The sequence below is a fragment of the Myxococcales bacterium genome (assembly GCA_016703425.1).
GTDB lineage: Bacteria > Myxococcota_A > Polyangia > Polyangiales > Polyangiaceae > JADJCA01.
This window is the reverse complement of sequence record JADJCA010000008.1, coordinates 491,431-518,106: the sequence shown is the minus strand read 5'-3', so window position 1 is coordinate 518,106 and position 26,676 is coordinate 491,431. Positions and strand designations below refer to the sequence as shown.

Sequence of the window (26,676 nt, the reverse complement as noted above, 5' to 3'; positions counted from 1 at the left end):
GACCGAGGCCATGCGGCTCTCTCGGCACGCGCTCGCGCGGTCGCCAGAACATCGACCCGAACCGGAGGGCCTTGGCGCGCGAATGCGCTTGTCGATGAAGGCGTATTGGGAGGGGCCTCGGCAGGGCTCCGTCTTCGATGTCGTCGGCGAAGCCCTTGCGTCGTTCAAGGGAGGGTTGTTTCCACGGGCCGAGCTGTCGCTCGACGCGCGCGCGTTTCGTGTAGGGCGACTCTGCATTGCCACGGCAGATGTCCACCACTTTGAGGCGGTCCACACGTGTGCGACGAGCCCTCAACACGAAGCGGTCGAGCGCGACCCGGGTTTCGCGCTCCGGCTCGGCATTCGGCCCTGGCGATGTGCCCGTGGCGCTCCTGCGCGGGGAGCCGTCGCTCTCGACTGGGGTCAGCGTGCCTATCCGGGCGGTTCAGGCGCTCAACGAGGTGCTCGTGCAGCTGCGGGAACCGATGGGCTACCGCGACGGGTGAGGAGTGTCGACCGTGTCGTGAGCCAGCGGTCGGCCTGGTACATTGACGCGGCGACCTCGAGCGCGCTTCCGATGACGCCAACGCCATCACCAACCCCGCGCTCCTCGTCGAGGTGCTCAACCCCTCAACCGAGGACTACGACCAAGGGGAGAAGCTGCGCCACTACCAACAGATCCCCAGCCTCGAAGCGGTCGTCTTCGTCTCGCAGAGTGAGCGCATGGTCAGCGTCGTGCGTCGCACTCCGAGTGGCTGGCTCCGCGCGGAACATCGGGACGCGTTTGAGCTAGAACACACGGGCACCATCGCGGTCACGGAGCTCTATCCCTAAACGCGTGGGCCCCACACGCGCGCGGCCTGGGCCAGCGCCGCGGCCTTTGTTCACGGTGCCTCAGTTGATCTTCTGCTGCTCCGTGGCGCAGCCGAAGACGATGTCGATCTTCGCCGTCGAATCGTTGCTGACCTGCGCGCACGTCGTGGGGCAGAGCTTGATGCTCTTGGGCGCCGCCGGGTTGTCGTAGGTCCAGCCGAGCCCGTTGCCGCCGCAGCCTTGGTTCTGGCCGATGGCGCCTTTGCCAGCGAAACCGGTGAACTCGACGTTGACCTTGGTGGGATCGAGCGTCTGATTCGCGGGCGCCGCGGGCACTTGGTATTCGCAGCCGACGGCCGCTTGACGGATCGAGTTGAGCGCCGCGGCGACGTATTGCCCCACGAGCTGCGGGTTCGTGGTGCTGGCGATGAAGGCTTGTTTCGTCCCGCCGGCGACGGCGAGCTGATCGAGCGCTTGGAGCTGGTTGCCGACACCGATGACGTAGGTCGGGATCGTTGAGGCGACTTGTGCTGCGAGCTGGGCCGACGCGCCGATGTTGTCGGCGTCGTTGCATCCTGCAGGGATTCCGTCGGTGGCCATGAGGGCCGCCACGCGAGCCGGCGTTGTCAGCTGCGCGGTGATCTGCTGGGCCAGCGAGAGGCCTCCCGTGAGCGCGTCGTACGTGGGCGTGTTGCCGTCGTTGCTCGAGGCGCGCGAATCGATGTTGAAGAGGAGCTGCCCGGGATCGGGCAACGGGGCGAGCTGCGAATACGTTTGCTTGTAGAGGTTCGCATTGCAGTTGTTGCTGCCGCCGCCCGCTTGCGCCGGAAACTGCACGGTGGTGATCGTGATGCCGGCCGACGCCGGGCTCTGGAAGAACGCAGCGAGCGCGCCGCGGACCTGTTGCCACTTCGACGCGGGGTTCTGGCAGTTGCGATCGCTCGTGTTGTTCGGGTTGAACTCGCACATGCTTCCCGAGCGATCGAGCATGAGGACGATGTGGAGCGGGAGCTGCTTCGCCACGTCTTGACCGGTGCGGCAGGCCTGGATGCTCGGAGGCGTCGCTTGCGGATTCGCGAAGATGCCCGCGTCGGCCTTGTTGCCGCCGGCCGCGGTGGGACCGCCGCCCGCGCCGTACGCACCGGGATCGAAATCCGTTTGGCTGCTGCCGCAGGCGACGGCCGCTGCCGAAAACATCGCGGCGAGGGCGAGGACGGTGGCGCGCTTCATAAGGAGGGACGCAGCAATGACCGTACCGTCGCGAAGTTCACGTTGCGGGCGGCGGCTCCTCAATTCACCCGCGCTTTCTTGCTCCTGCGCACCATGTGCTCCAAACGCAGTTGGATCCGGTCTCGTGGATCCAAGGCCGTCCATTCAGGGAAATTGCCAAGCCGCTGAAACCCTGCTCTTTGTGGGACAATGTTGGCCTTGTCGCACATCCGGTCGTTGGCTTGCCTCACGCTCGTCGCCGGCTGCGCCGGGGCAGCTCCCGAGGCCGCGTCAGTCCCTCCGAGCCTGCCTCCCCGCGCGAGCGCCACGGCGACCCCGCCCCCGCCGGCGCCAACGAGCCCCTCCACCGCTTCCAGCGCAACGGCCGACGCCCCGCCGGCGAAGCCCAACGCGACGAGCGAGAAGGCGTCGCCACGCGCGGCGCTCGTGACATGGCTCAAGGCGCACATGCCTAGTGGTGGCGAGGTCGTCGATGAGGCCGACAAGCCCGTCGGCGTCGTCCACGTCGCGAAGGCTGGCGAGCTCTACGAGCTCATCGCGCGCGCGTACGTCGAGCTGACGGACATCTACCTGACCGCCGATCTTCACAAGGAGCTTCGCAAAGCCAACAAGCTCCCGGGACCGAAGAACGCGGCAAAGGCCGGTGAGCGCGTCGTGATCCCGGCGATTGTTCCCGAGGCGCCGAAGAGCGCCGACGAAGAGCGGCTCGGTTGGCCCGAAGACAAAGTGCTGAAGGGCGTCTACGTGCGCGGCGGCCCCGCGGCCTCGCGGCTCTACTTGGAGATCCTCGAGGAGAGCAAGAAGCGAGGCATGAACCTCATCACGCTCGATGCGAAAGACTACGACGGTTGGGTCACGTACCCGTCAAAGGTGAAGCTCGCCGTCGAGAGCGGCGCCACGAAGAACGCCCCCATCCGGAGCCTCGCGCGGACCATTCGCTTCGCGCACAAATACGGCGTTCGCGTCGCCGTGCGCATCAGCTGCTTCGAAGACGAGATCCTCGCGAAGTTCCGTGGCGATCTCTCCATCCAAGCCAAGTGGGGCAAGCCCTACAAAATCGGCTGGCTCGACCCGGCAAACCCCGGCGGCCAGGACTACATCATCGAGCTCGCGAAAGAGGCCATGGACGCCGGCGCCGACGGATCCAGCTCGACTACGTCCGCTACCCGGTGCTCGGGATCAAGGGCGCCGACTTCAAGCTCGAGGAGCGCAAGACGACCAAGGTCGAGGTCATTCGGAACTTCGTGCGCCGCGTCCATGAGGTGACCAAGCCGCGCGGCGTCGCCCTCTCGCTCGACATCTTCGGCGTCGTCGCCGAAGGCAAGCGCATCGACATCGACATGCTCGGCCAAGATCCGGCGATGCTCGCGCCCGAGTGCGAGGCGCTCTCGCCGATGGTGTACCCGTCGCACTACTCCGTCGGCTATCGCGGCTTTCAGAACCCCGGCAACCATCCGGAGATCGTCGGCTACGGAACCAAAGGCGTCATCGAACAGATCCGCGCCGGCGGCGTGACCGGCGGCGCCGTCATCCGGCCGTGGCTTCAAGGCATGTCGTACAAGCAGGACAACTTCAGCCCCAAGTACGTGGCCGACCAGATGAAGAGCTCCGAACAGAACGGCTCGCACGGCTGGCTCATCTGGAATCCGGGGCAGGGGTACGCAGCCACCTGGTCTGCGCTCCGGCCGCTCGCCGAGGCGAAACAAGAGCCCAAAGAGAAGCCGAAGCCCCGGTCGTAGGGGCAGCGTCCAGCGAGACCTTGGTCCCCTTCAGCGCGCCCGCCTCGCCGCGATGTGCTCGTCGACGATGGCCTCGAGCACTTGCAGCTTGATGGTGCCCGAGCCGAGGACTGCGTCGTGGAACGCGCGGATGTCGAACCGTGCGCCGAGCTCTCGCTCCGCCTTCTTGCGAAGTTCGGTGATCTTCTTCTGGCCGATCGTGTAGGCCAGCGCCTGACCCGGTAGGAGATGTATCGGTCGATCTGCCCCTCGGCCTCTTCGCGCTTCATCGGCGTGCTCTCCATGAAGAACGTCACCGCCTGTTCGCGGGTCCAGCCCTTGGCGTGGAGTCCCGTGTCGACGACGAGCCGTGCCGCACGCACCGCCTGCCAACCAAGCATCCCGAAGCGCGCTGCCGGCGTCGAATAGAGGCCCGCTTCGTCGGCGAGGCGCTCGCCGTAGAGAGCCCATCCCTCGACGAAGGCCGTGGACCACATCGACCTCAGGTACTCCGGCCGCGCCGGCAGCTCGTCGGCGATGGTCAGCTGAAAGTGATGGCCCGGGATGGCCTCGTGGAACGCTGTGCTCTCTCCGCTGATGAGCGAGGTCGTCTCGGCCTCTTTTGTGCCGATGTAGTAGCGGCCCGGTCGCTGCTCGCGGGCCGAGCCTTCGCGGTAATAGGCGTCGTTGGGCGTTGACGACGACTCGGCGGGCATCGACACGCCCTCGACATCGGTGGCCGGCAAGCGCCCGAAGAACCGAGGCATGGCCTCCTTCGCGCGGCCAACGGTCGCGCGCGCGAAGTCGAGCACGTGCTCTTTGGAGCGGTAGAAGTTCTCGGGCGCGCTGTTCATGCGCTCCACGATGACGGCCATGTCTTGGGTGCCGTAGGTCGCGGCGCCGACCTCCACCATTCGCGCTGGATGCCCTGGAGCTCTGCCATCCCGAGGTCGTGAATCTCGCTCGCGGTCAGCTTCGTGTCGGTATGAAACTCGATCAGCGCGTCGTAACACTTGGCGCCCTCGGGCAACGCCGCGAGGCCCACGGTCGCCCGTGCGCGCGGCGCGTAGGTGCCTTCGAGAAACTCGACGTAACGAGCGAACGAAGGTCGCAGCTTGTCGTCGACCAGGGCCGCGGTCTTGCGCTGCGCTTCCGTGCGAGCGTTGGCCGACAGTCCGTCACCGAAGGTCATCGAGGTCACGATGACCCACTGGTCACTGGGGAGCGCGACGAGGGTCTTGTACCCCTTGAGCAGCGCGTCCACTGTGGCGCGCGGCAGCAGGACGTTTCGCGCCAAGCCCGAGCGAAGGTTGGCCTCCGTCTGCGCGATCAAGGTCGGCATCTTCGCGGCGCGCGTCAGGAAGCTCGCGACGTCGGCTTCGCTCGTGAGGACCTGCCCCGACGCGATGGCGTCGAGATCGCTCCCGAGGTTCGCCATCGTGGACTCGCGAACGAAGGGCGACAGGTTGTCACACGCGGCGCTTACACGAGCCGCGACGTCAACGTTGGCCTTCAAGAGGTCGAACGAGAGTCGGTCTCGCTCTGGGAGCCGGTCGCGCCTTAGAGAGCGGAGCTGGCTGCTCAGGTTGGTGATGCCCTCGCGCCACGCGCGGACCGCCTCTGGTGAGCGGTCGTAGAGCTTGCCGTCGTATTCGTGATGGCCGATCGACGTCGCAAAGACCGGGTCGTCGTTCATCACGAGTTTGAGGTACTGCTCGCCTATGCTTGCGAGCGTTACCGAGCCGGCTCGCAGCTCGTCTTCCGCGAGCGTTTCATCGTGAGTGCTCGCGCAAGCGGCAAGCGCCGACGTCAACAGAACGGCCAAACAAGAAGAGCGACGGGGGGACATGAGGTTCTCCTCGCGGCCACGCTGCAGTCCCCGTGCCGAGCCTCTCGGAAGCGTAAATGCGTCGGAAATCGGCCCGAGGAGCTTCGTGCGATTAACGGAGGGAGAGTCGCCCCTAGCCCAGCTTCCGACGGTGCGCCCTCGCTTCGCTTGCCGCGAACGGGCAGGGTAAACGCGCTATTCGATCACGTAGTCGTAGAGTACGTCGTCGAAGAGGACCTTCGAGGGCACTGCAGCCGGGCCCCCGCGATAGAGACCGAAGTCGAGAGCCACTTCGTTGCCCGTGAGGGCCGAGACCGTGAGCGCGGTGTCGATGATCGTCGCGCCGTTCAGCTTCACGGTGCCGTGCGGCGCGCCCGAGAAGGTCACGTTGAGCTCCACTTGGACCCACTGGCCCGCTTGGATGGACCCGGCGGGACCGTGAAACACGACGTTCGTTTCATTCAGACGAAGCTGGGTGCCGCCGGAGAGGAGAAGTTCGGCGCGGAACTCACCGGTCGACGTCTCCACCGGGAGCACGACGAGTGGATGCTCGTTGGTGGGCACCGACTCGACGAGAAGAGCGAACGAGACCCTCGCGCTCTTGGGTCTCCCCGCCGCTCGATGGAGCAGCTGGGCGGCAGGATCGGCGCCGTTGCTTGCCGCCGTCTCGACCCGCAGCGCCCGCGGAGCTGAGCGACCGCCGTCGCCAATCAGCAGCTTGACGTTGCCCACTCGGTTCTCTGAGGTCCAACGCGTGCCGAGCGCCACTCCATCGAAGTCGTCGCACAGGCGAACCGAGGCCCCGAAGGTCGCGCAGTAGCCCGCGTCCGCCGCGGGCGTCGCCCCATCGGCGAGGCCGGTGACGCCGCTCACGGGGCCGTCGGACACTTGCTCCGCTGCGGCGTCCGCGGACCCGGCGTCAGCGCCCGCCGGCGCCTCATCGAAGAGCAAGAACGCTTGGCAAGCAGCGAGCGGCGTGACCGCCAAAGCCGCCCCCACCGTCCATCGTCCGAGCATCCGCTGAGTGTATGGGGACATGTCGCCCGTGGCATCAATACCTGACGATGACGTTGGGGCCGCGTTGGTCCCATCGAGCTCCCTTACGAAATGCGGAAGGGCGCCTCCGTGGTCCGCGGCCACGCCGAATGCGCACGCCGCTAGAAGATCGACCAGCCGGTGCGCGTCGTGAACGCGTCAAGCGCATCGACGCCAGCCACACTGTTGCCGCTCTTGTCGAGGGCGGGTCCCCAGACGCCGAGGCAGCCGCGGCCGGGGAGCACCGCGAGGATGCCGCCGCCGACGCCGCTCTTGCCCGGGAGACCCACGCGATACGCGAAGTCTCCGGCCGCGTCGTAAGTGCCGCACGTGAGGAGAATCGCGTTCATCCGCTTCGCTTGGCTCCGCGTGAGCAGCTCCGAGCCATCGGCACGGCGGCCGTGGCGTGCGAGAAAGAGCCCCGCTCGCGCAAGGTCCACGCACGACAGCGACAGCGCGCACATCCGGAAGTAGTGATCGAGCACCGTGTCCACCGGGTGCTCGAGGTTGGCGTGGCTGGCCATGAAGTGCGCAAGTGACGCGTTGCGATGCCCGTGTTCGGCCTCCGAGCGAGCGACGGCGCTGTCGCAATCGAGGGCCGCGTTTCCGCTCTCCGCGCGTAGGAACTCGCGCACGGCGCCGAAGGCGTCGCCGCGAAAGCGCGAGCAGACGGTCGACGACCACGAGGGCGCCGGCGTTGATGAACGGGTTGCGGGGGATGCCGTGCTCGTATTCGAGGAGCACGAGCGAATTGAACGGCGTTCCCGAGGGCTCGCGCCCCACGCGGTGCCAAAGACCGCCTTCGTCGGCGGCGAGCACGAGCGCCAGCGAGAACGCCTTTACGAGGCTTTGCCCGGAGAAGACGTCGCGGGCGTCGCCGCTCGCGTAAACGTCACCGTCGACGGTCGCGAGGGCCATACCGAAACGCGTCGGCGAGACGGCCGCGAGGGCGGGTATGTAGTCAGCGACGCGACCGCGAGGTGGCTCGCGAGTCACCTCGTGCGTGATGTCGTCGAGCAGCGTTTGGAGGTCCACGGGCGCAGTATATTCGGCGCCTCGACGATGACGCGCCTTTGAGCGTGGCGCGGTCACGCTTGAGGCGCGTATCCTCCTCTGGATGCGCCGACACCTCTTGTCGTTCGCCGCCGTGCTGACCTCCGCCGCCCTCGTCGGTTGCCAAGGCAAACAGACGCTCTACGTCGTGGCCGATACGAGCGAGCCCATCGAAATCGACGTTGGGGGCAAGGCCATGCCGTCGCCGGTCACGGAGTTTCAAGCCTTCTCGCGCCTCAAGCTGACGAAGGGCGCGACGCTCGTCGCGACCAAGGGCGGGCAGGAGATTGACCGCGTCGAGCTAGGCCCAGTTCAGGAAGGAGACTCGGCGATCTACGTCGTCAAGGCGTCCGACCGCATCAAGCTCGTGGACTTGAGCCCCCTCGCCGGTGTCGGCCGCACGAAGGACCGCGGCGTCGCAGGGCCGCTCAAGGCCAGCGAAGTGACGCTCTTCGGCGGAGACACGACGCCGAAGACCATCACCCTCGACGAGCGCTCCGTGGTGGTAGGGCCCTCGGCCGCGGTGCCTGCCGGCGGGCAGGTCACCCTCGGAATGGAAAAGCTGCCCATCGTTCGCGCCGAACGGATTCCCGACCACGTCACCGATGCGCGCGTCTTCGTCGCCGCGAAGCTCTCGAAGGAGCTGGGGTACGATCGCTTGCCGGGCACGGCGCGTTAGGTGTGTTCCCCTCCGACGCGCGCGTCGCCACCGCGCCCTTCTGGGCGCTGAACAGCGCGACGACCTTGGTGATGTCTGCGTCGGCCACGCCGGCGCCCTTGAAGGCCACCTGGACCGCCTGCAAATAGGCGCTGAAGTCGTTCTCGTTGAGCCCAAGGCGTCCGTCGGTGCCGGCCAGCGTGGCGTGGGCTTCCGCCATCGAGCGGCACGCGCGGCCCGACGGCGTCGCGCTCGCCAGTGGCGGATAGCTCACGCCGGCACAGCGGAGTTTCGCCGCCAGCTCCGCTTGCATGCATGCCTTGACGTCCGTCGCGGCGGTGGCGCTGAGGCGCGTGAAATAGGTCCCGACGCGGCAGTCCGCTTGAACCTTGGCGAAGAGGTCGTCCGCGATGCGGCGCACGGCAGCCTCGCCGCCACTCTTCTCGCACAGCGTCGGGCCCGCCGCGGGGCCTGCATCGAGGAGCGTCGCCTCGCTGGCCTCTACCGAGCCGTCGACGGGACTCGGTGTCACCACCGGATTAGCGCCGAGCGACTCGTCGTTGGCGCAGTGCACCAAGCCCGCCGTTCCCAGCGCCGCGGCCATGGCTGCCGTGCGCCGCATCGCGACCGATCTCGGGTGCCGCCTCATGCAAGCGCACCGGTGACGATCTTGCCCTTCTCGATCTGGTCGTCGAGGACGGTGGCCGGCACGCCCAGCGCGGCGCCGAGCGTCTTGCTCGCCGCACCGAGCGAATCCTCGAAGGAGATGTCGCCGCCGGGCCCTCCGGCGCCGGTGGCCGAGGCGATGGGGACGGCCTTCCAGTCGGCGCCCTTCTCGTTCTTGGCGACCCCTCCCACGATGCCGCCCTTGAGCTGCTTGCCGATCATCACAGTCACGTGATGGTTGCCCAGGTGGTCGCGCCCCGCGGTGCCCTTTGAACTCAGGGTGCGGCCGAAGACGTTCATCGTGGCGAAGGTCACGCGATCGGCGAGGCCCAGCTCGGTGAGCTTTTGGAAGAGCAACGCGATGGTGGCCACGCCGGAGACCGTCTCCCTCGTCTCCTTGGCGAGGTCGGCGTCGCTGTGGTTGTCGCCGCCAAAGGGAACATGCACGGTCACCACCGGCGTCACGTTCATCTTGATGAGGATGGCCGCGGCGGCCACTTGACTGGCGGCATCGTCGCTCGTGATGGCCGAGAGGCTGTCTAGGAGCTGCTGCGAGATGGCGCGCGCCTCGCGTTGGCTTCGCGCCATGCGGTCGAGGTAGGCGCGTTGAACGTTGGTCCCCTGCTCCTTGAAGATGGCGTTCAAGCGATCAAGATCAGCGTCCCTCAGCTTCTGGAGATCGGTGAGGGGCCCCGCCGTGTTCGTCAAGTTGGCGCGCAGGCCGCGCGGCGAAAGAGAAGGAGCGAACGCCCTTCGTAGAAGACGACCTCTGCGGGGTTCCGCCCAGCGCCGAGGGAGACGGGCGCCATTTGCACCGTGTCGAGGCACGTGGCGAGGTGTTTGGCGTAGACGCTCATGATCATCTCGGAACGCTTCGTGGCGCCCATCGCCCGGAGGACTTTCGGATGATTCGGGTGCGCCGACGTCAGCGTGCCGTGATGAAAGAAGCAGCTTCGGTCGAGGATGTTTTGCGGCAGCTCGGCCCAGGGCTTCGCGGCTGTCGTTGCCTTGCCCGCGAGTGAGAGCGCCGTCGCCGCCATGAGCGGATCGGGCGAGTGGGCGATCTCCGGGCGCATCGTAGGTTCCGGGGACGTTCGCGTTGATGGGATCGCCGGCCTCGGAGGCGCTGAGGATCAGGTATTGGGCGCGCGCCTTGTCCGTGCATTCCGCCCGCGCCGAGAGCGGGCTGAGCAGCACGGCGGCGGGAATCCCGGTGGCCAAGGAGCGTAGGCCCAACATTCCCGCCCCGAAGAGGCCGCGGACGAGGGCCTCGCGGCGGCCGAGGAGCCCGAGCGACTGCAAGACTTCGTCTTCGTGTTTCATGGGCGACCTCCTCAAAGACCGATGGAGACGGCCGAAGGCGCCGTGCATGCAAGAACGAATGTCGAGCGGAGCGCGTCGATAGGCTTCGCCTTGGCGGCGACGGCCGCGGCGTGATGCTCCTTCAAGACTGCGACGGAGGGAGCGTGGCGCGGGTCGGACGTGGGCAGTCCCATCACGATGCGCACGAAGTCGACGATGGCGCCATCGACGTTCTTGCTCGACCAGCGTGCCTGCGGCGTTTCCACCACGGCGGCGGCCACCTCGCGACACAGGTTCTCCGTGCTGGTTCGGAAGAAGAGGCTCACGTCAGACGTGAGAATGGGGCTCTCGGCGCCGCGGCCGTAGCCGTCGCGGGGGATGTTGAGAGCGATCTGCTGGGCGTTCGTGTTCATGGCGCAGGCGTCTACGCCGAGGCGATTCTTGAGCGCCTCGCACAGGTGGCCGTACCGCGCGATGCTGACGAGCGGCTCTCGCTCCTGAAAGGTTCGAGTCGCTTTTGCGGCGGTCACGAGCGGCGACGCGAGCACCTCGCGCAAGAGCACGCGGAAGTCGAAGCTCGACGCCCGAAACGCCTCGGCGATGCGCAGGGCCTCGGGATCGAGGCCGTTCGCCCCGGCCGAATCGGCCCAGAAGCAGAGCTTCTGCACCCACGCCATCGCGAAGTGTTCGTCCCCTGGAGCGTCTTGGCGAAATCGTCGAGCGTCGTGCCCTTCGCCTGCGTCGCTCCGATGGAGAACGAGCCCTCCTCCGTGGTCATCTTGGGGTCGAGCTGCTCGTGGTAGCTGAGCGTCAGGTTTCTCCGAAAGTAGGGACGCATCGGATCGAGCACGCGGTGGCATCCGTAGCAGGGCGAGGTCGGATCGGCGTGCTCCTTGTCGAGCCCCGTTTCGCTCAGCGGCTGCGTGCTGTTCTCTGACTCGATGCTGTAGCCGAGCGCCACGATGAGGGTCTGGTTGATGGTCACGCGCGCTTGGTTGCTGCTGTTCGTCCGCCACCCCGCCTGAAAAGCCAGCGTCGAGAAGAACCCGACCCGCGGAATGTCCAACAGCAGCTCGCTGTCGCTGCGCAGCCGGGCCACATCCCAGAAGTCGTGGCGGCGTTCGGTGCCCGTGGGCTTGCGGACGGTGACCGCCTTCCACGTGGTGAAGTCTTCCGGTGTGAAGATCGGCGTCACCCGCTTCTGGTTGTCGCACGGGCCGCCCACGGGACCGACCTGCTCCACGAGGCCGAGGAAGAAGCGTGCAAGGCGCACGGAGTTGCCCGCCGACGGCGCATAAACGCGCTCCGTGCAACCGGCGCCCAGGTCGCCGGCGGTGTAGAAGTTCATGTAGTTCGGGCTCGCCGGATCGATCGACGCGCTGAGCGCGACCGGCGTCGTGTTCTGCACGCGGTAGCCGTTGTTCTTTCCGGAACCGACCGACCACTTGTCGTTCAGCTTGCCGTCGTCGCCGCTGTGTCGGATGTCGATGAGCGCGTAGAGCGCCATGAGCGCTGGCGTCATCAAGACGGCCGGCGTTCGCACGAGCTCGGAGAAGTTCTTTCCTTCGCGCGCGACCTTGAACGCCGTGCGCGCGAAGCTCTCTTTGACGTTTGCGAGGAGCTCGCCCTTCTGCGTATCCGGCAGGCGATTGTCGCCGCCGATGAGGTCGACGAAGTCGGTGTCGACGAGCTGCGTCTGTTGAAAGGCCGTTCCCAAGAACTCCGTGAGCTTGCGCTCGCCTTGCGGCGAATCGGCCCAAACGTCGATGAGGTCCTTCAAGAACGCAGGGTCTTCGGCGACGGCCTTGATCTCTTCGTCGGTGGCCGGCAGCCCCGTCAGCAGGTTCTTGACCTTGGAGACGTAGACATGGGGAGGCACCGCCTCGAAGGGGAGGAGCTCGGGGTTCACGGGGCCGGCCGCGTCGCCTGCGTCGGCGTCCGCCGAGCGCACGCTCTCGGATGGCGTGGTTGCAGGCTCCTCGCCGCAATGCAGAAGCGGCGCCGCGCACGAAAGCGCGAGGAGCGTCGACCAACCCAACACGCTGCCGCGAGCGAGTCCCATCCAGAGCCTCCCGGTCAATGCGGTGACCAGGCGTCACCGTCTCGACGAGTCTAGCCGCGAACGTCCCGCTGTCCGTCACGTTTTCGCTGGTGACGTGCACCCTGCACGTATCGAAATAGCCTCCTCTGTAACCTTGTGTGCCGCCGCATCGGGGCCGCGACCTGGAGCCACCGGGTAGGCTCATTCCGCGCGTGGGCCACGAAACGTGCGCGACCGAGTCACACACGATGCCGCATCAATCGCTACGTCGCACGACGTTGACAGGGTACCCTACCGCGATGACTTCGCGACGCTCGCCCCTGCAGGTCCTCTCGTCTCTGGCCGTTGCCGTCGCGTCGTTCGCGAGTTGCACCTCCAGCACCGAGGGCGGCAGCCCCGGCGTGGGGGCATCGCTCGACGCATCCCCCAACGACAGCGCCGTCGGCGACGCAGCGTCGCCCAACCCGGCGGTGCCCGACGCGGCGAGCGTCGATGCCTCCGCGGAGACCAGCAGCGCGTGTTCCGGCGGCGACCCTGCGCTCGTCGACGGCCTCACGAAGGCCATGGGGCTTTGGCGGTGGTCGGCCCAAATCTCCGGCTCCACCGAGACGCCCGTCGATGCCTGCGACGGAAGCCTGCACTACCGCGTCGGGCCGGAGCTGTTCGTCGCGCCCTCCACGGTGAACGGCTATGCCGCGTGCGCGATCGCTCAAGGGGGGACCGTTCCGGTGAGCGCCGGCCGCGTGAATCCACCCTGCGCCGACATCGGGTGCAGCGGCGGCAAGATGGGGCTTGTCTGGTCGTCCGCCAAGAGCGGCGCCGTCTACGAGCTCGACGCCAACGGCAAACCAAAGGGCGCCGCCGCGTTCCTACTCACCGTGCGCCCAAGCGTAAGCTTGCCCGGCTACGACCTGATTTGGTCGGGTGTCTCGGGCATTGGTGGCTACGTGATGAGCGGCCCGGACCTGGGCGATACCGTGGTCTTGAGTTGTCACTGACACCTCGCGGCAACGCGAGCACGCGCAATCGAGAGCCTCAACGCTCGCGTAACGGCTCGCTGGACCTGGCACCCAGAGCTCGGAAGGCAGTGCCGTCGAGACCTGGCCGAGCCCGCGGCGAGGGGGCGGGGGCGTGGGCGCCTGTGGCCCCACGAACTCAAGGCGGCCGTGCCGCCACCCAGAGATCCGCCCCTCCCTGACCGCCGGGGGCGTTGTCCTGCACCAAGTAGAGGCGGCAGCCATCGGGCGAAATCCACAGCGGGTGCTTGCGCGCCGCCGCGGGGAACGAGAGCGTCGCGCCGGTGAAGAACGGCGCCGAGAGCGACGTTCGCTTGGCCTCGAGGATCTCGGCGCTCACCCCGTCGCCGCTCGCGTAGTGAGACCCCGGCACCCCCCCCCCCCGGGCCACGCCTCGCTCCCCCCCCGCTGCCTGTGTGTTGAAGAACAAGAGCGGCGTCGGCGTGCGATAGCCGCCTCCGTCGGCCAGTCCGGCCAAGAAGAGATCGAACTGCGGGCCCGACTGCACCCCGAGGTAGAGCGCGCCGCGAGCTGACGCGAACACCTGCTCCTCCGGCTGGCTCCAGCTCTCGAAGCTCACCAGCGCGGCTGGCGCGAAGGGCGCCGTCTTCGACGCTCGTACGGCGCGGTACAGATCTCTCGGTGGCGCCTTGGCGGTCACCAGCAGCGTGGCGCCGTCGGCCGAGAGCGACACACTCCAATGCGGCGACGGAATGTCGCGCAGCTCCTCGACGACGGTTCCGGCCGAGAAGTCGACGTCGCGCGTCTCGCGCGTTGCGCGATGCACGAGGGCGCTCCCCGGTTGGGTCGTCGTGTAGAAGATCTCGCGCTCATCGCTCGACAGCGTCGCGCTAAATTCGCCGTTCACCGTGTTGAGGGAAGTCAGCGGCGACGGCGTGTCGAAGGGCTTCGCGAGATCGCAGCCGCCGTCGCGGAGCGCCGCGTCGACGGCCGCGTCGCTCGCTGCGCCGCCGTCTTCGTCGGTCGTCGCGGGGCGCGCCGCCGGCCGTGGACCTGCGTCGGGGGATGCGCTCCGCATCTCCACCCCGATGATCACCTGGCAGGCGACGAGCAAGGACCCCGCCACAGCGACGACCGTCGAAGGCCAGACCCGAGGCCGCTTGTGATGGGGCTTTAGCATCCTCGCTCGCGAGCCTTCGCTGGTACTATGCCCGCCTCCTCACCATGTTGGAAGTCGTGCCCGAAGAGCTCGCGCCGGGCCTCGTGGCGGCGGGCCGATTTCGCCTCGAAAGGCGCATCGGCGGCGGCGGGATGGGGGAGGTTTGGGCGGCGACCCAGCTCGTCACGGGCAAGAGCGTGGCCCTCAAGTTCCTCAAGCCCTCGCGCGCCGGCGACGCGCGGAGCCACGCTCGCATGGCCCTCGAAGCGCGCGCCGCGTGCGCCATTCGTCACCCAAACGTCGCCGAGATCCACGACGTCGCAGAGCTCGACAGCGGCTTGCCGTTTCTCGTCATGGACCTCCTTCATGGCGAGACGCTCGCCGCCAAGCTCGAACGCGAGAAGGTCCTTCGGCCGGAAGAAGCGGCGCGCTTGATGCTGCCGGTTGTCAGCGCCGTTCAGTCGCTCCACGCGGCGGGCGTCGTGCACCGGGATCTGAAGCCCGAAAACGTGTTCCTGTCGCAGGAAGGAGAGGGGGATGGCGTTCGGGTGCGCGTCCTCGACTTCGGCGTCGCCAAGCTCGTCAACGCGGCGCACCTCGAGGGCGAGGCGCCGCTGACGGCCACCGGAGACGTGACCGGGACCTCGCTGTACATGGCGCCAGAGCAGCTCTTCGCCGAGACCGATCTCGATGGCCGCGCCGACGTCTGGGCCCTCGGGGTCATGCTCTACGAAATGCTCGCAGGACAGCGCCCCACGCAGCGCGGCTCCGTGGGGCAGGTGCTCAAGGCCATCACGACCGACGAACTCATTCCGCTGTCGCGCGCGGCGCCGGCGACCCCCGCGCCGCTGGCTCGCCTTGTCATGCGCATGCTGGCGCGCGACCGGAGCGAGCGGCCCGAGCTCGGCGCCGTGGCGGAGGTCCTTGGCGCTGTCGGCGCATCGTCCACCGCCCGTTCGCGTCGGTGGCCTTGGGTCGCGGTCGCGTCGGCGCCGTTGCTCGCCCTTGCTTGGGGGGTGAGCCGAGGCTCGGCCCCGGGGGTCGCTCTGGAGCATCACGTTCGCAGCGTGGCGAGCGCGGAGGAGCCGCGGTCCGTGGTCCCGACGATCAGCGTCGCGCCCACGCAGCCCGAGGTCCCAATGGCCCCGTCGGCTGCGACGCCACGCCCGTCTGTTGCGATCAGCTCCGCCGCCCCCGTTCGGAACCGCCCGTCGCTCGCGTCGCCGCCCGTGCCGCTCGACGGAGGGCCTATGCCGAAGGGGAGCTCGTCTGGCATCATCCTCACGCATGATCGCAAGTAGCCGTCGTTGGGGCCTCGGGGCGAGCATCGCCCTCGCGGTGCTCGCGCTCGCGCCGGCCGCTCGCTCCGAGCCACGAGCATCGGCGTTGGCGCAGGTCCTCTTCGAAGAAGGGGTCGCGCTCATGGGGGAGGGGCACTTCGCGGAGGCTTGCCCGAAGCTGGCCGAGAGCCAGCGTCTCGATCCCGGTGGCGGGACATCGCTCAACCTCGCGTCGTGCCTCGAGCGCCTCGGCCAGCTCGCCTCATCGTATGCAACATACAGTGAAGCTCTGAGCGCCGCGATACGCGACGGACGCAAGGAGCGCGAGGCGATTGCGCGTGAGCGCCTCGCCTCGCTGCAGGGCCTCGTGAGCCGACTCGAGCTTCGCGTCCCCTCCGCTACGAAGGGGGCGGATACGAAGGGGGTCGTGGTGACGCTCGATGGCACACGCCTCGGCGCCTCCGCGTGGGGCTCGCCGCTGCCTATCGATCCAGGCTCCCACACGGTCGTGGTCGCGGCGGAAGGTCGCGCGCCCTTCGAGCGCACCTTCGACGTCACGGGCAACGGACAGCGTGTCGTCTTGGATGTCCCCGCGTTGGCGGTCGCGCCGCCGCTGCCGCCGCCGCCGGCACCAAGAGCACTCGCGCCCGCGGCGGCGCCCGTGGGCCTCATCGACAGCGGCGGTGGACGACGCCGCGCCGCGGCGGTCGTCATTGCCGGAGGCGCCACGTTGGTTGTCGCGGGCGGCGTCCTTGGGGGCCTCGCCCTCATGAAGAAGGATGAGAGCGACCAGGGATGCCCGACGGCGACGACCTGCAGCGACGCTGGCGCCGAGGCCATGGGAACGGCAAACACGCTCGCGTGGGGCGCCAACGTGGCCGTGGGCGTGGGGCTCATCGCAGTGGCGACGGGCGTCGTGCTCCACCTCCTCGCGCCGCCGGTGATCCGTTCGGCAAGGCCATCGTGGCCCGCTGCGGTGCGCTTCTGATGGTGAACGACACCCTCGACGAGACCGGCGACGGCGCGCGACGCGCCGCGACGCCCATGGCCAAGGCGCTTGCCGTCGCGTGGTGTGTCGATGCGTCGCGTGTCGGCGAAGTGCTCTTCGTCGACGAGACGCCGCACGTCTTTGGTCGCGGCGACGCGGAGGATGGCGACGGCCGTCCGCGGGCTCGCCTCGTGCGGCAACGGCCACACGAGACCACCGCCGCGGCGCCGCTCGAATTGCCCGCCCTGTCGCGGGCGCAACTCGAGCTTCGCCTCCAAGACGGGCGCGTTCATGTGCAGAATCTCGGCAAGCGGCCGCTCCTCGACGGTGCCGGCGAGACCGCGCCTGCTCTCGTCGTCTCGCCTGGCGACGCCTTCGAGATCAAAGGGCAAGTGGTCTTCGTCTGCGTCTCGCGGGAACGGCGCATGGCGCCGCTCAGAAGCCTCGCGAGCCCCGCCTTTCCCTTCGGCGGGAGCGATGTCCACGGGCTCGTGGGTGAGAGCGCGGCGGCCTGGGAGCTCCGCGAGCAAGCGGCCTTCGTCGCGGCGCGGGCGGCACACGTGCTCGTCCTCGGCGATAGCGGCAGCGGCAAAGAGCTCGTCGCCCAAGCGATCCACGCCGCGTCGAAGCGCGGGCGCCGCCCCATGGTGGCACGCAACGCGGCGACCATCCCGTCGGGGCTCGCCGACGCCGAGCTCTTCGGCAACCTCGCGAACTACCCCAACCCGGGGATGCCGGAGCGCAAAGGGCTTGTCGGTGAAGCCGACGGCTCGACGCTCTTCTTGGACGAGATTGGCGAGCTGCCAGAGGAGCTCCAGGCGCGGTTGCTTCGCGTGCTCGATGAGCGCGGTGAGTACCAGCGGCTCGGTGACGCCAAGCCGCGCCGCGCGGACATCCGGCTCCTCGGGGCCACCAATCGCCCCGTCGCGGCGCTGAAGCATGACGTCGCAGCGCGCTTTCGGCTTCGCCTTCGCGTGCCTGGCTTCCAGGAACGCCGCGAAGACATCCTGCTCATCGCCCGCCACTTGCTGGCGCGGGTCGCTGCCACCGACGCGGAGATCGGCGAGCGGTTCTTCGATGGCAAGGGTGAGCCGCGCATCGCCGCCGCGCTCGCTCGGCGCCTCGTGCGCCACGACTTCCGAACCCACGGGCGCGAGCTCGACGCTTTGCTCTGGCGCGCAATCGCCACGAGCCCCGAGGACGTCCTCGAACTGACGCCCGACGTGGAGGCCGAGCTCACCCAGGACACACCGGCCCCGGTCACGTCGCGCCGCCTGCCGGTGGAGCTCAGCGCCGAGGAGATTCGCGCCGCCCTCGCGCGCGCCAACGGCGTGCAAGAGCGCGCTTGGCGGGAGCTCGGGTTGGCGAACCGGTATGTCTTGAAGCGCCTCATCGCCAAGATGGGCATCGCGTCCGGCGGCGACGGCGGCCCGTAGGGAACGCCTCAAAGGCTTCCCATGTAGGCGATCGTTGGGGCGCCGCCGCCTTGGGGAAAGAAGATGCGCACCGGCGCCACGTCGCTTCCGCGACGCCGGATGAAATAGTCGACGACGATTCCCGCTTCAAAGGCGTCGTGAGCTCCGATGCCCGTGATGGCGGTGGCCCCAACGTGCACGACCTCGACGGGCCTTTTGTAGTGGGCGGCGTTGTCGTGCGCCTTCTTGAAGCTGTATCGCTTCAGGTCGGCGTGGAGATCGTCCCCCTGTGCGTTCTTGAGGCTGCGGTGAACGAACGGCAACGTGGCCTTGGCGCTCCTCGCGAAGTCCTCGATGAGCAGGGCCGCAAGGAAGGGCTCGAGGAGCTCCACGACGGGGCTTGTGCTGCGTGCCTCGGCGCGACCCGCTTCCGAAGCCAACAGCGTGGCCGCCAGCGAGAGCACGGCGACGCTCGAACGGGCGAAGCGCGCGCGGATGGGGGAGGCCACGGCACCACGCTCACTTCTTCACGAAGGTGAACTTGTAGTCGAAGGCGTTGGAACCCTTCGCGTCGACCTTGACCACGCCCAGGTACCCGGTGCCCTTCTCGAGGGCCACCGACTTCTTGGTTCCGGGTTTGTCGTCCTTGTCGAAGGAGATGGACTTGGCGACGAGGCAATTTTTTCCGTCGCTCAGCGAGACGTTGACGTCGGCACCGCCGCCGCCCTGCTTGGTGAGCTGCAGCTCCCATTTGTCGGTATCGAGCGGCGCTTGCGAGACAAACAGGCGCGCCCCGCCGGCGATGACCTTGCCGTCGTTCAGCGAGCCGTCGGTCATGAGCGGGCGGGGCCCGATGGTGGCCCACGAGCCCTGCGACTGCTCGTTCCAGAAGCTGATCATTTCGCGAAGCAGCTCTTCCTTCTTCTGGGTGTTGGAGAGGCACTCCTCGGAGGTCTTGCAGGCCTTCGCCTTGATGCGATCGCCCCATCGTCCCCAGATGGCCTCGAGGACCTTCGCCCCCGAGTTGCACGCCGACTGCGCGTGAGCGGCGCCGGCAAGAGAGACGCCCATGGCGACGGCGAGGGATGCACAGACGAGCTTCTTGTTGTTCATGAAAGACCTCCGTGACGCTCGACTGCAGCTCCCGTACCCGCATCCGGCTGCCGTCGACCTTCGGCAAATCGCGGGCGCGGCGGCCCGCCACCGATGGGCGCGCCCAGGGCGCCCATCGGTCGCCCATCGCACGGAGGCGCGAGCCTCGTCAGTTATCGGGGCGTTTGCGAGCCATCCCGCCCTCTTTGCTACGGGCACGGCGGCTGCTTGAGGAGCCTCCGAGGAGAGCGCACCTATGAAACAAGGCTTGGTTCTACTGGCTGCATCGTTCTTCGCCGTCGGCGACATGGCCCTCGATCCCGAGGTGGCATCTGCGAGCACATCCTACGAGGGCTATGTCCGTTGCGAGGACCTCAAGGTCTCGGACTTGGTGCCGCTCCGCAGCAACCATTCGGTTTCGCTCAAGGCGAAAACGACGCTCGGGTACACCACCGTCGAGAAGAAGGACGTCATCACGCCGGACGAAACCAAGAACGGTCGCGCGACCTCCTTCGGACTTCCCGCCACCAAGACCCACGCGCATCAAATTTTCGGCTCATCGACGGCCGGCTACGAGGTCGCCATCGAGCGCGACTCGAAGGACAGCGCCGCCTTGGACGTCACCATCTGCGTGGCCTACAAGCGCCTGAGCCCCGACGGCGACGACCAGAAGAGTGAGACGGTGGGGAAGGCGAGCCTCCTCGCTGGCGAGTCGAAGCAGCTCGTTTGGTACCGGAAGAGCGCGCAGCCCGAGGGGCAGGTTTACGTCGTGCTCGTGCAGCCCCGCTCGCTGAACACGTCCACGACGTACCACCTCGCGTTTCGGCGCCGCTCGTCCTGAGCGTACGCCCTCACCGTTTTACCCAATTGAGCCGCCGTGTGCGGCGAGGAGAAACTTTCATGAACGTCCGTAGTCGGCTCTTTGCCATCGTTCTCTCGGCCGCTGCCGCCAGCGCTCTCTCGATCTCCGCCCCGACGCCCGCGGAAGCGGCGCCCGGTGACATCGATCTCGACAAGGCCGACCCGCGCGCCATGGCCTTGCTCGGTGACCTCTTTTCTGCGCTCTCCATTGCTGACGAGAACGAGAGCGCCAAAGCGTGCCTCAAGATCGTCCATGTAAGTCTCATGAACCCGTCGCGTTCCGATCTCTCGAAGGACCTTCGCCGCTTCAGCTTCAAGAAGGCGCACGACAACGCGAAGTTCTACGCCAACCCGGTGAAGGTGACGCGCATCCGCCCAAAGGCCATCACGGGCATCGGAGCCAAGTCCAACGGCACCGCCGAGCTCGGGCAGGTCGTGGATTACTTCGTCTCGAAGAAGGAAGGGGCGGGCGGGCTTCCGGCGCCGGTGCAGGTGTTCTTCCCGCAGGGCGGCGGTGAGCCGAAGATCGCCTACCTCGGAAGCATCTGAGCCTCTTGTGTGACGGCGCGAACCATCGCACGTTGGGGCCGCATGCTTTCCGGCTCTCGGGGTCTCAGCGCGCGAGCCTGGCTCGCGGTGTGCGTCGTTGCGGGCGTCGCCGCGGGAGCATGCACCGTCTCCGAGTCAGCGCCCACGATTGACGTGGCGCCGAGCGATGCGTCGGCGACGGAGGCACGAGACGGGGCGTCGCTGGCCGACGCGACTGTGAACCTCGACGCGCCGCTCGACTCGGGGCTCGACGGCTCCTCCTCGCTCGACGCCGCCGAGGTTTCCGACGCAGCGCGAACGGTCATCGGGCCCGACGGTGGCGTGCTCTTGGGGCCCGACGGCGTATCGGCCGTCGTGCCCATGGGCGCGCTCGCCGCCGACACCTCGTTTCGCGTGGAAGGCATCGACGCGCCGGGGGCCGATGGCGGCGTCGAGCGCATCTACCGCTTCTTGCCGCCCACGCTCTTCGCCCGACCTGTCACGGTTCGCCTGCCGCTCGCCGCTGGCAGCACGAGCGGCGAGCTCTACTGGTCGAGGGTCGGTGGCCTCGGCGGCTACGACCCGATGGGGGCCGTATCGGGTGGCGCCCACGTCACGGCGACGGTTGTCCACTTCGGCGCAGGATACTCGGGAGCCCTCGGGCCGACGCGCACCGTGGTGGGGTCCAACGTTCGCGCGCACCTCGCATCGACCTTCGAGACCTTTGGCCCGCGTCAGATGGGGGCCATTCCACTCACCGTCTTGGTGGCCGAAGACGGAGGCACACGGTCCATCGCCGGGCAGGGCTACGTCGACGGCACCTTTCGCGTCGCCGACGTCCCGCGGGGCCCGTACCTCTTGCGCTGGGGGGCGGCCGATCACTACTTCCGCGACGGGGAGAGTGCCATCGATCTCGGCACTGCCGTCGACGGTCGCCCTGCGGTGTCGCTCAGCGCACCTGCCACGGGCACCACGACGGTCACCTTCAACGTGACCAACCTGGAGCCCTGGACCGCGGGCTCGTCTCTCGACATGTTCTCGACGCAAGCCGGCCTGGCGGCGCGCGGCGTCGAGAGCGAGCCCTTGGCCAAGAACGTCCCGCAGGCCGACGCCGGCGCCACGGCGCTCGTGAACCTCACGGTTCCGCTCCGCGAGCGCGACGGTGCCCCTGCGCGACGCGTCGAGGGAACCAAGGGCGACAGGCTCCACCTCTTCCAGCTCTCCTCCCGAAGCTCTTCGACGGGCGTGGCTGCGCTCGTCCTCACACGCGAGTTTGACGCGCCCGCCTTTGACGCCACCTTTGGCAGCGACTCGCCCCTCGCCGGCGCGTTCACCGCGCTGCCGCTCTCCAACAGCCTCGACCTTACGGTCAAGATGAGCGAATTCTGGGCGCAGCCCGCCGAATATGGAGGTGCGGCGGAGACTGGCGTGGTCTTGCTCTCCGTGCGGGCTCAGCCCTTCACGCTGCGCCACGGCTTCCCCGAATCGGCGCCTCGGCTCGTCCAGATGCGCCTCTTGTCGGCGCCCGTCGGCACGGACGTCACCACCGGCCTCGTCCCTTATGGGCTGCCGCTCGTGGGCACTTGGGCCCCCTTCGTCGACCTCGCGATGCGAGCGACGCGCGACTACGCGCTCCCAGGAAACGCGCCCGTGAGCCATGTCTTCAACGCCTTCAGCGAGCAAGCGGCGCTAGCGCCCACCGCCGTGATGACCCTCGCACCGAGCGTGTCTCCGCCGCGCGCGGTGCGCGTCAATGGTTCCCCGCTCACGCTGCCTGCCACAGCCGTCGGCACCACGCCGCTCTTCGAGTGGGACCCGCCACGCGTTGGGGCCGCCGCGGGCTATCGCGCCTACCTCTTTCGTCTCACGAGCGCGTCGAGCACCACGAGCCTCGCTTACGTTGCGACGCTCGACACGTCGGAGCCACGATTCCGCATCCCGGCGGGTCTTCTCTTGGCGGGCTCGACCTACTTCATCGAGCTGCGCGCGCGACACCGACCGAGCGTGAGCCTCGCGCGTTCGCCCGAGCGTGACGAGATGCCAGCGGCGGAGGCGACGATGGTGACGGAGCCTTTCTCTCCGTAGGCTTCCCCGACCTGAGGGCTCGAGCGGCGCCCCGAATGGCGATCGCGGGTGCCTGCTGAGGACCTGGTCCCGTTCGAGGCGTCGCGCGACGGGGCTCGGTGTGCCTCACAGAGGCGGGCTGAAGCGATGCAACACGGCGACCTCTTCGTCGGCCCAAGGTCCGACGAGTGTTGCCCACGCTCCAATGGGCGCGCCGCCGCCGCTCGCGAAGAGCTGCAAGCAGCTCTCGGTGATCTTGCCGCGGAGACGCAAGGGCGCGTTGGCGAAGCGGAACCGCAGCTCGCCTGGCACGGCCGAGCCCGCAAACACAATCGTGTACTTTCCACACGTCACGACGCCGCTCTCGTCGACACCGCAACTCGTGTTGTCGTAGGCGCTGCTGGTGATCACCGGCGACGTTGGGTAGTTGGGCCCGCCCAGGTAGACCCAGCCGGCGGTCGCCGGGTTCGGCCACGGATAGACGGCCACGCCAGCGCTGGCCCGGTCATTGACGTGCTGCCCCGCGCCATCGATGCGCTCTACCCAACGGTCTGTCTCGCGGAAAGGGCCGCAGCCGACGCCCTTCGCGGTGCAACCACGCGAGCGGTAGCGAACGAACGTGCTCCCCAACTCGCGCGCTTTGGTCCCGATGCGGGCGAGGAGCTCGGAGCCCTTGAGGGGCGTGCCGTCACATGCGAGCGGATCGAAAGGGTCGTCGTTGCCGCCGGCGTCGACACCAGAGGTCCCGCCGTCGACGACGCTCGCGTCGGATAGTCCACCCGGCGAGGCGTCCGGCTTGACGGGCGAGCTCGCGCCGCCATCGTTGGTCACATCGAGCGGCGCGACCGTCGTAGGGCCGTCGGTGGCGCTGCTGCCGCACCCGCCCAAGACACTCGCGAACAGCACCAAGCCTGGGGATAGGGTGCGGGCCACGCGTCTTTTACGCAGGGTTGCGCGCCGAGCCTTCCCCCACGCCGCAGAAAGACCTCCCAGACGCCGAGAGCGCTCGCTCTCCAGTTGTCATGGGTGCCGCGATTCCGGGGAAGACCCGCCCCGTTCGCCCGTATCTGAGGGCACTGCCACCATGGCCGACGCTCGCCTGAATTCATTCGGGAAATGGAGCGCGCGCGGCAGCGAGGAGTAGATCGATGTTTTATCTCAGTCGTACGGGCAACACGGAAGGTCCCTTCACCGATGTGGTGATCGCGGACATGATCCGCAGCCGGCTCGTCGATGACGGGCACGTTTGCCCCGTCGGTGGCAGCGAGTGGACCCTCCTCTCGGCGCATCCGTCGTTCCAAGCGGCCATCGAGGAACGTCGCCTCCGCGAGTCGGCGCCTCCGCCGGCGGTGGCTGCCTCCGCGGCAGCGCCTGCGCCGCCCGTCGCGACACCCGCGAGTGTTCGCCCGGGATCGCCCAACGCGCCGCCGCTCCCGGTTCGCGCATCGGCGGTGCCGCTGCCGCCGGCCCATCCGACGCCGCCCGGCGGCCTTCAAGCGATGGCGATGCAGCCGCAAGCGGCGCCGCCCGTTTCGCCCGCTTCGATGGGACCGATGCCCGCCGCGCAGCCGGCGCAGCCCATGGCACCGAACGCCGGCCCGATGGGTCCCGGCTCGATGGGCCCGATGGGCCCCGGTTCGATGGGCCCGATGGGCCCGAACGCGGGCCCGATGGGTCCCGGTTCAATGGGCCCGATGGCGCCGAACGCGGGCCCGATGGGTCCCGGCTCGATGAGCCCCATGCCTCCTCACGTCGCCATGGCCCAAAACGGGATGCCCTACGGCCCGCCGCCCATGGGCGGACGACCGAGCGGCGGCTTCGCCGGCTCCTTCTCGGTGCCGCCGCCGGAGCCGAAGTCCAAGGCCCTCGTGATCGCCGGCGCCATCCTTGGCGTGCTCCTCCTCCTCGGTGGTGGCGGAGCCGCGCTTGCGTACTTCCTTGTCTTCCGTTCTGCGACGCCGCTCGCGCAATATTTCCCCGAGGGCACCGAGGTCTACGCCGAGGTCGCGAACGTCAAAGGGTCGGCCTTGAGCGCCGTGCAAATGGGCTTCCTCGACGCGTCGAAGATCGACGAGAAGAAGAGCCTGGAAGATGCACAGAATGGCTTCGCCAACGCCTTCGACCTCTCGAAGGTCGACGCGGCGCGCGTGGCCTTGGGCATCGACGGCATCGCCTTCGGGGGTCACGACCTCGACAAGAAGGGCGCCGTCGCCATCGTCGTCACCTGGAGTGACGCGAAGGCCGCCGAGACGCTGTTCAAGTCGGCGCGCTTCAACGCCGAGGGCGACTCCGAAAAGGGCGGCAGGCGCTACTCGCTCAAGAAGCGCGACGTGTCCTTCGAACAGAAGAAGGGCATGAGCCTCCTTGAGAGCTCGCTCTCGGGCCTCAGCCTCAAGGCCTCCGACAAAGACGACCAGCTCGTCTGGTACCCGAAGCAGAAGGTCCTCGTGCTCGCCAACGAGCGCGGCCTCAACGAGATCGCGCCCGTCGTCGATGGCAGCCAGAAGCGCACGCTCCTCGCGGCGCCGGCCTTTGCGGCTCAGAAGTCGCGCTTCGGTGGCAAGGGCCTCACGGCTTGGATCGACACCTCCGTCGTCAAAGGCGAAAAGGCCAAGGACGTGCAGAAGTACCTCGAAGGCACGAGCCCCATCGTCCTCTCGGTGGGCGCGGAGAAGGGCGGCGTCCGCATGACCATGACCGGCGAGGTCGCCGGCCTCGACGACCAGCTCGGTCGCCTCGAAGGTTGGCTCGACGCGCCCGGCCTCACGCTCGGCAAGCGGCTCCCCAAGGAGACCGTGGGGTACCTCGCCTTCTCGTCGCGCAGCAAGCTCTCGGGCAAAGACGCCCGCGACGCGTTCATGAAGAGCCTCGACAAAGAGGAGAGCACCAAGGGCTTCGGCAAGAGCGTCGAAGACGGCGAGAAGGCGCTCGGCGCCGAGCTCACCACGATCTTCGATGCGCTCGGGGACGAAGGCGCCATCGCTGCCGTCGCCAAGAGCGGCTACCGCTACCAAGTCGGCGCGACGCCGTCCTTCGATGACCTCGCGGTCGTCTACGTGCAGAAGCTCAAGGACAAGGCCGCGGCGAAGAAGCTCGTCGACACGCTCAAGCAGAAGATCGCTGGCGGCCCCGTCAAGATCACCGGCTCCGGCGACGACCTCGTCGCGGAAGGCGAGAAGCCCATCCCGCGCGTCGAGCTGCGCTTCGTCGACGGCGCCCTCGTCGTCGTCGCCGGCCCGAAGGAGCTCGCCGACAGCACCTACGCGGCCTTCGGCGGCAAAGGCAGCCTCGACGGTGACGCGGCGCACGCGGTCGCGGTGTCGAGCCTCAAGGCGAAACACGCGGTGCTCTGGTTCGATCTCGGTCGCATCGGCGACACGGCGCTCGCGGCCTTGCCGCAAGCGAAGGACCAAGCCCAAGCGATGGGCGTCGACCTCGGCGCCATTCAGCTCACCGGCGACCGTCGCATGACCGGCGCGCTCGGGATTACGTTCTCCAAAGAGGGGAAGAAGCTCGCCTATACGGTCGATTCGATGAACATGCCCGTCGTCTTCGGCGCGGCCGCGGCCTTCGGCATGCAGAAGAAGGCCATGAAGGGTCTCTCGGGTCGCAAGGACGACGACGACGACGTCAAGCCGGCCTTCGGCAGCGGCTTCGCGCCGGCGCCGGCCAAGGCGACCATGACCTTGACGGGCGGCAACGGCTCGCTCACGGCCAAGGACCCCAACGACAAGAACAAGGACACGAAGGACTCGGCGCAAGCCAAGGCTGCGGCGACTGGCGGCGGCGACTTCCCGGCCATCTGCGAGACGATGTTCGAGCGCTACGATCACTGCGTCTACAAGGCCGTCTCGTCGGCGCACCGACCGGGCCTCATCAAGGGGCTCCGGTCCTCGGTCACGAAGCAAGACCCGAGCTTCCGTCCGCGCATGTGCCAGTCGATGCTCGAGGCAGCGGAGCGTACCCACCCGGGTTGCAAGTAGTCGACG

General features: G+C 68.1%; 24 protein-coding genes and 1 pseudogene. 11 read left to right on the top strand and 14 right to left on the bottom strand.

The window, feature by feature from the left end:
• The first annotated feature begins 570 nt into the window (after positions 1-570).
• Positions 571-813 (top strand): Uma2 family endonuclease, encoded by a 243-nt coding sequence (locus IPG50_17260; GenBank protein MBK6693934.1) that lies wholly within the window; start codon positions 571-573, stop codon positions 811-813.
• A gap of 60 nt (positions 814-873) precedes the next feature.
• On the opposite strand, the gene IPG50_17255 is transcribed toward IPG50_17260, so the two are convergent.
• The gene (locus tag IPG50_17255; GenBank protein ID MBK6693933.1) at positions 874-2,022 is read right to left on the bottom strand and encodes a VWA domain-containing protein; all 1,149 of its coding nucleotides are present in this window, start codon (positions 2,020-2,022) and stop codon (positions 874-876) included.
• A 198-nt stretch (positions 2,023-2,220) separates the two neighbouring features.
• Here IPG50_17255 and IPG50_17250 point away from each other — a divergent pair, with 198 nt between their 5' ends.
• Positions 2,221-3,288 (top strand): hypothetical protein, encoded by a 1,068-nt coding sequence (locus tag IPG50_17250; GenBank protein MBK6693932.1) that lies wholly within the window; start codon positions 2,221-2,223, stop codon positions 3,286-3,288.
• Positions 3,289-3,565: 277 nt separating this feature from the next.
• Here IPG50_17250 and IPG50_17245 read toward each other — a convergent pair whose 3' ends face one another.
• From IPG50_17245 to IPG50_17230, 4 genes and pseudogenes are all read right to left on the bottom strand, one after another.
• Positions 3,566-4,654 (bottom strand): DUF885 domain-containing protein, encoded by a 1,089-nt coding sequence (locus IPG50_17245; GenBank protein ID MBK6693931.1) that lies wholly within the window; start codon positions 4,652-4,654, stop codon positions 3,566-3,568.
• Positions 4,591-5,589 carry a DUF885 family protein gene (locus IPG50_17240; GenBank protein MBK6693930.1) on the bottom strand — a complete coding sequence of 333 codons (999 nt, stop codon included), beginning with the start codon at positions 5,587-5,589 and terminating at the stop codon, positions 4,591-4,593. Before IPG50_17240 ends, IPG50_17245 begins: the two co-directional genes overlap by 64 nt.
• Positions 5,590-5,763: 174 nt before the next feature.
• A complete protein-coding gene (locus tag IPG50_17235) occupies positions 5,764-6,585 on the bottom strand; it encodes a hypothetical protein (GenBank protein ID MBK6693929.1) in 822 nt (273 codons plus the stop codon).
• A gap of 140 nt (positions 6,586-6,725) precedes the next feature.
• Positions 6,726-7,638: pseudogene (locus tag IPG50_17230) on the bottom strand (glutaminase).
• A gap of 82 nt (positions 7,639-7,720) precedes the next feature.
• Here IPG50_17230 and IPG50_17225 point away from each other — a divergent pair.
• On the top strand, positions 7,721-8,335 hold the full coding sequence (locus tag IPG50_17225; GenBank protein ID MBK6693928.1) for a hypothetical protein: 615 nt from the start codon (positions 7,721-7,723) through the stop codon (positions 8,333-8,335).
• Here IPG50_17225 and IPG50_17220 read toward each other — a convergent pair.
• The 5 genes from IPG50_17220 to IPG50_17200 form a co-directional block, all read right to left on the bottom strand.
• Complete coding sequence (locus tag IPG50_17220) at positions 8,256-8,936, bottom strand: hypothetical protein (GenBank protein MBK6693927.1); 681 nt, start codon at positions 8,934-8,936, stop codon at positions 8,256-8,258. The genes IPG50_17225 and IPG50_17220 overlap by 80 nt on opposite strands.
• A 23-nt stretch (positions 8,937-8,959) precedes the next feature.
• Positions 8,960-9,688: a DUF1501 domain-containing protein gene (locus IPG50_17215; GenBank protein ID MBK6693926.1), complete on the bottom strand. Its 729-nt coding sequence runs from the start codon at positions 9,686-9,688 to the stop codon at positions 8,960-8,962.
• On the bottom strand, positions 9,685-10,056 hold the full coding sequence (locus tag IPG50_17210; protein ID MBK6693925.1) for a hypothetical protein: 372 nt from the start codon (positions 10,054-10,056) through the stop codon (positions 9,685-9,687). The genes IPG50_17215 and IPG50_17210 overlap by 4 nt, the downstream gene beginning before the upstream one ends.
• Before the next feature lie 258 nt (positions 10,057-10,314).
• Positions 10,315-10,845: a hypothetical protein gene (locus IPG50_17205; protein MBK6693924.1), complete on the bottom strand. Its 531-nt coding sequence runs from the start codon at positions 10,843-10,845 to the stop codon at positions 10,315-10,317.
• On the bottom strand, positions 10,809-12,344 hold the full coding sequence (locus IPG50_17200; GenBank protein MBK6693923.1) for a hypothetical protein: 1,536 nt from the start codon (positions 12,342-12,344) through the stop codon (positions 10,809-10,811). The genes IPG50_17205 and IPG50_17200 overlap by 37 nt, the downstream gene beginning before the upstream one ends.
• Before the next feature lie 278 nt (positions 12,345-12,622).
• Here IPG50_17200 and IPG50_17195 point away from each other — a divergent pair, with 278 nt between their 5' ends.
• Positions 12,623-13,321 carry a hypothetical protein gene (locus tag IPG50_17195; protein MBK6693922.1) on the top strand — a complete coding sequence of 233 codons (699 nt, stop codon included), beginning with the start codon at positions 12,623-12,625 and terminating at the stop codon, positions 13,319-13,321.
• 157 nt (positions 13,322-13,478) lie between these two features.
• Here IPG50_17195 and IPG50_17190 read toward each other — a convergent pair whose 3' ends face one another.
• Positions 13,479-14,480 carry a hypothetical protein gene (locus IPG50_17190; GenBank protein MBK6693921.1) on the bottom strand — a complete coding sequence of 334 codons (1,002 nt, stop codon included), beginning with the start codon at positions 14,478-14,480 and terminating at the stop codon, positions 13,479-13,481.
• 44 nt (positions 14,481-14,524) lie between these two features.
• Here IPG50_17190 and IPG50_17185 point away from each other — a divergent pair, with 44 nt between their 5' ends.
• From IPG50_17185 to IPG50_17175, 3 genes are read left to right on the top strand one after another with little or no spacing between them, the layout of a single operon-like run.
• A complete protein-coding gene (locus tag IPG50_17185) occupies positions 14,525-15,760 on the top strand; it encodes a protein kinase (GenBank protein MBK6693920.1) in 1,236 nt (411 codons plus the stop codon).
• Entirely contained in the window at positions 15,747-16,727 is a 981-nt protein-coding gene (locus tag IPG50_17180) for a hypothetical protein (GenBank protein MBK6693919.1), read from the top strand. The genes IPG50_17185 and IPG50_17180 overlap by 14 nt, the downstream gene beginning before the upstream one ends.
• Positions 16,727-18,163 carry a sigma-54-dependent Fis family transcriptional regulator gene (locus tag IPG50_17175; protein ID MBK6693918.1) on the top strand — a complete coding sequence of 479 codons (1,437 nt, stop codon included), beginning with the start codon at positions 16,727-16,729 and terminating at the stop codon, positions 18,161-18,163. Before IPG50_17180 ends, IPG50_17175 begins: the two co-directional genes overlap by 1 nt.
• A gap of 8 nt (positions 18,164-18,171) precedes the next feature.
• Here IPG50_17175 and IPG50_17170 read toward each other — a convergent pair whose 3' ends face one another.
• Together IPG50_17170 and IPG50_17165 are read right to left on the bottom strand one after the other, a co-directional pair.
• A complete protein-coding gene (locus IPG50_17170) occupies positions 18,172-18,651 on the bottom strand; it encodes a hypothetical protein (protein MBK6693917.1) in 480 nt (159 codons plus the stop codon).
• A 10-nt stretch (positions 18,652-18,661) separates the two neighbouring features.
• Positions 18,662-19,255 (bottom strand): hypothetical protein, encoded by a 594-nt coding sequence (locus tag IPG50_17165; GenBank protein ID MBK6693916.1) that lies wholly within the window; start codon positions 19,253-19,255, stop codon positions 18,662-18,664.
• 235 nt (positions 19,256-19,490) lie between these two features.
• Here IPG50_17165 and IPG50_17160 point away from each other — a divergent pair, with 235 nt between their 5' ends.
• The 3 genes from IPG50_17160 to IPG50_17150 are packed head-to-tail and all read left to right on the top strand — an operon-like array spanning position 19,491 to position 22,708.
• Positions 19,491-20,075 carry a hypothetical protein gene (locus tag IPG50_17160; protein MBK6693915.1) on the top strand — a complete coding sequence of 195 codons (585 nt, stop codon included), beginning with the start codon at positions 19,491-19,493 and terminating at the stop codon, positions 20,073-20,075.
• Positions 20,076-20,134: 59 nt separating this feature from the next.
• Positions 20,135-20,644 carry a hypothetical protein gene (locus tag IPG50_17155; protein ID MBK6693914.1) on the top strand — a complete coding sequence of 170 codons (510 nt, stop codon included), beginning with the start codon at positions 20,135-20,137 and terminating at the stop codon, positions 20,642-20,644.
• A 42-nt stretch (positions 20,645-20,686) separates the two neighbouring features.
• A complete protein-coding gene (locus tag IPG50_17150) occupies positions 20,687-22,708 on the top strand; it encodes a hypothetical protein (protein MBK6693913.1) in 2,022 nt (673 codons plus the stop codon).
• 105 nt (positions 22,709-22,813) lie between these two features.
• Here the strand turns inward: IPG50_17150 and IPG50_17145 are convergent, their stop codons facing one another.
• Entirely contained in the window at positions 22,814-23,593 is a 780-nt protein-coding gene (locus tag IPG50_17145; protein ID MBK6693912.1) for a hypothetical protein, read from the bottom strand.
• 242 nt (positions 23,594-23,835) lie between these two features.
• Here IPG50_17145 and IPG50_17140 point away from each other — a divergent pair, with 242 nt between their 5' ends.
• The gene (locus tag IPG50_17140; protein MBK6693911.1) at positions 23,836-26,670 is read left to right on the top strand and encodes a hypothetical protein; all 2,835 of its coding nucleotides are present in this window, start codon (positions 23,836-23,838) and stop codon (positions 26,668-26,670) included.
• Positions 26,671-26,676: the final 6 nt, after the last annotated feature.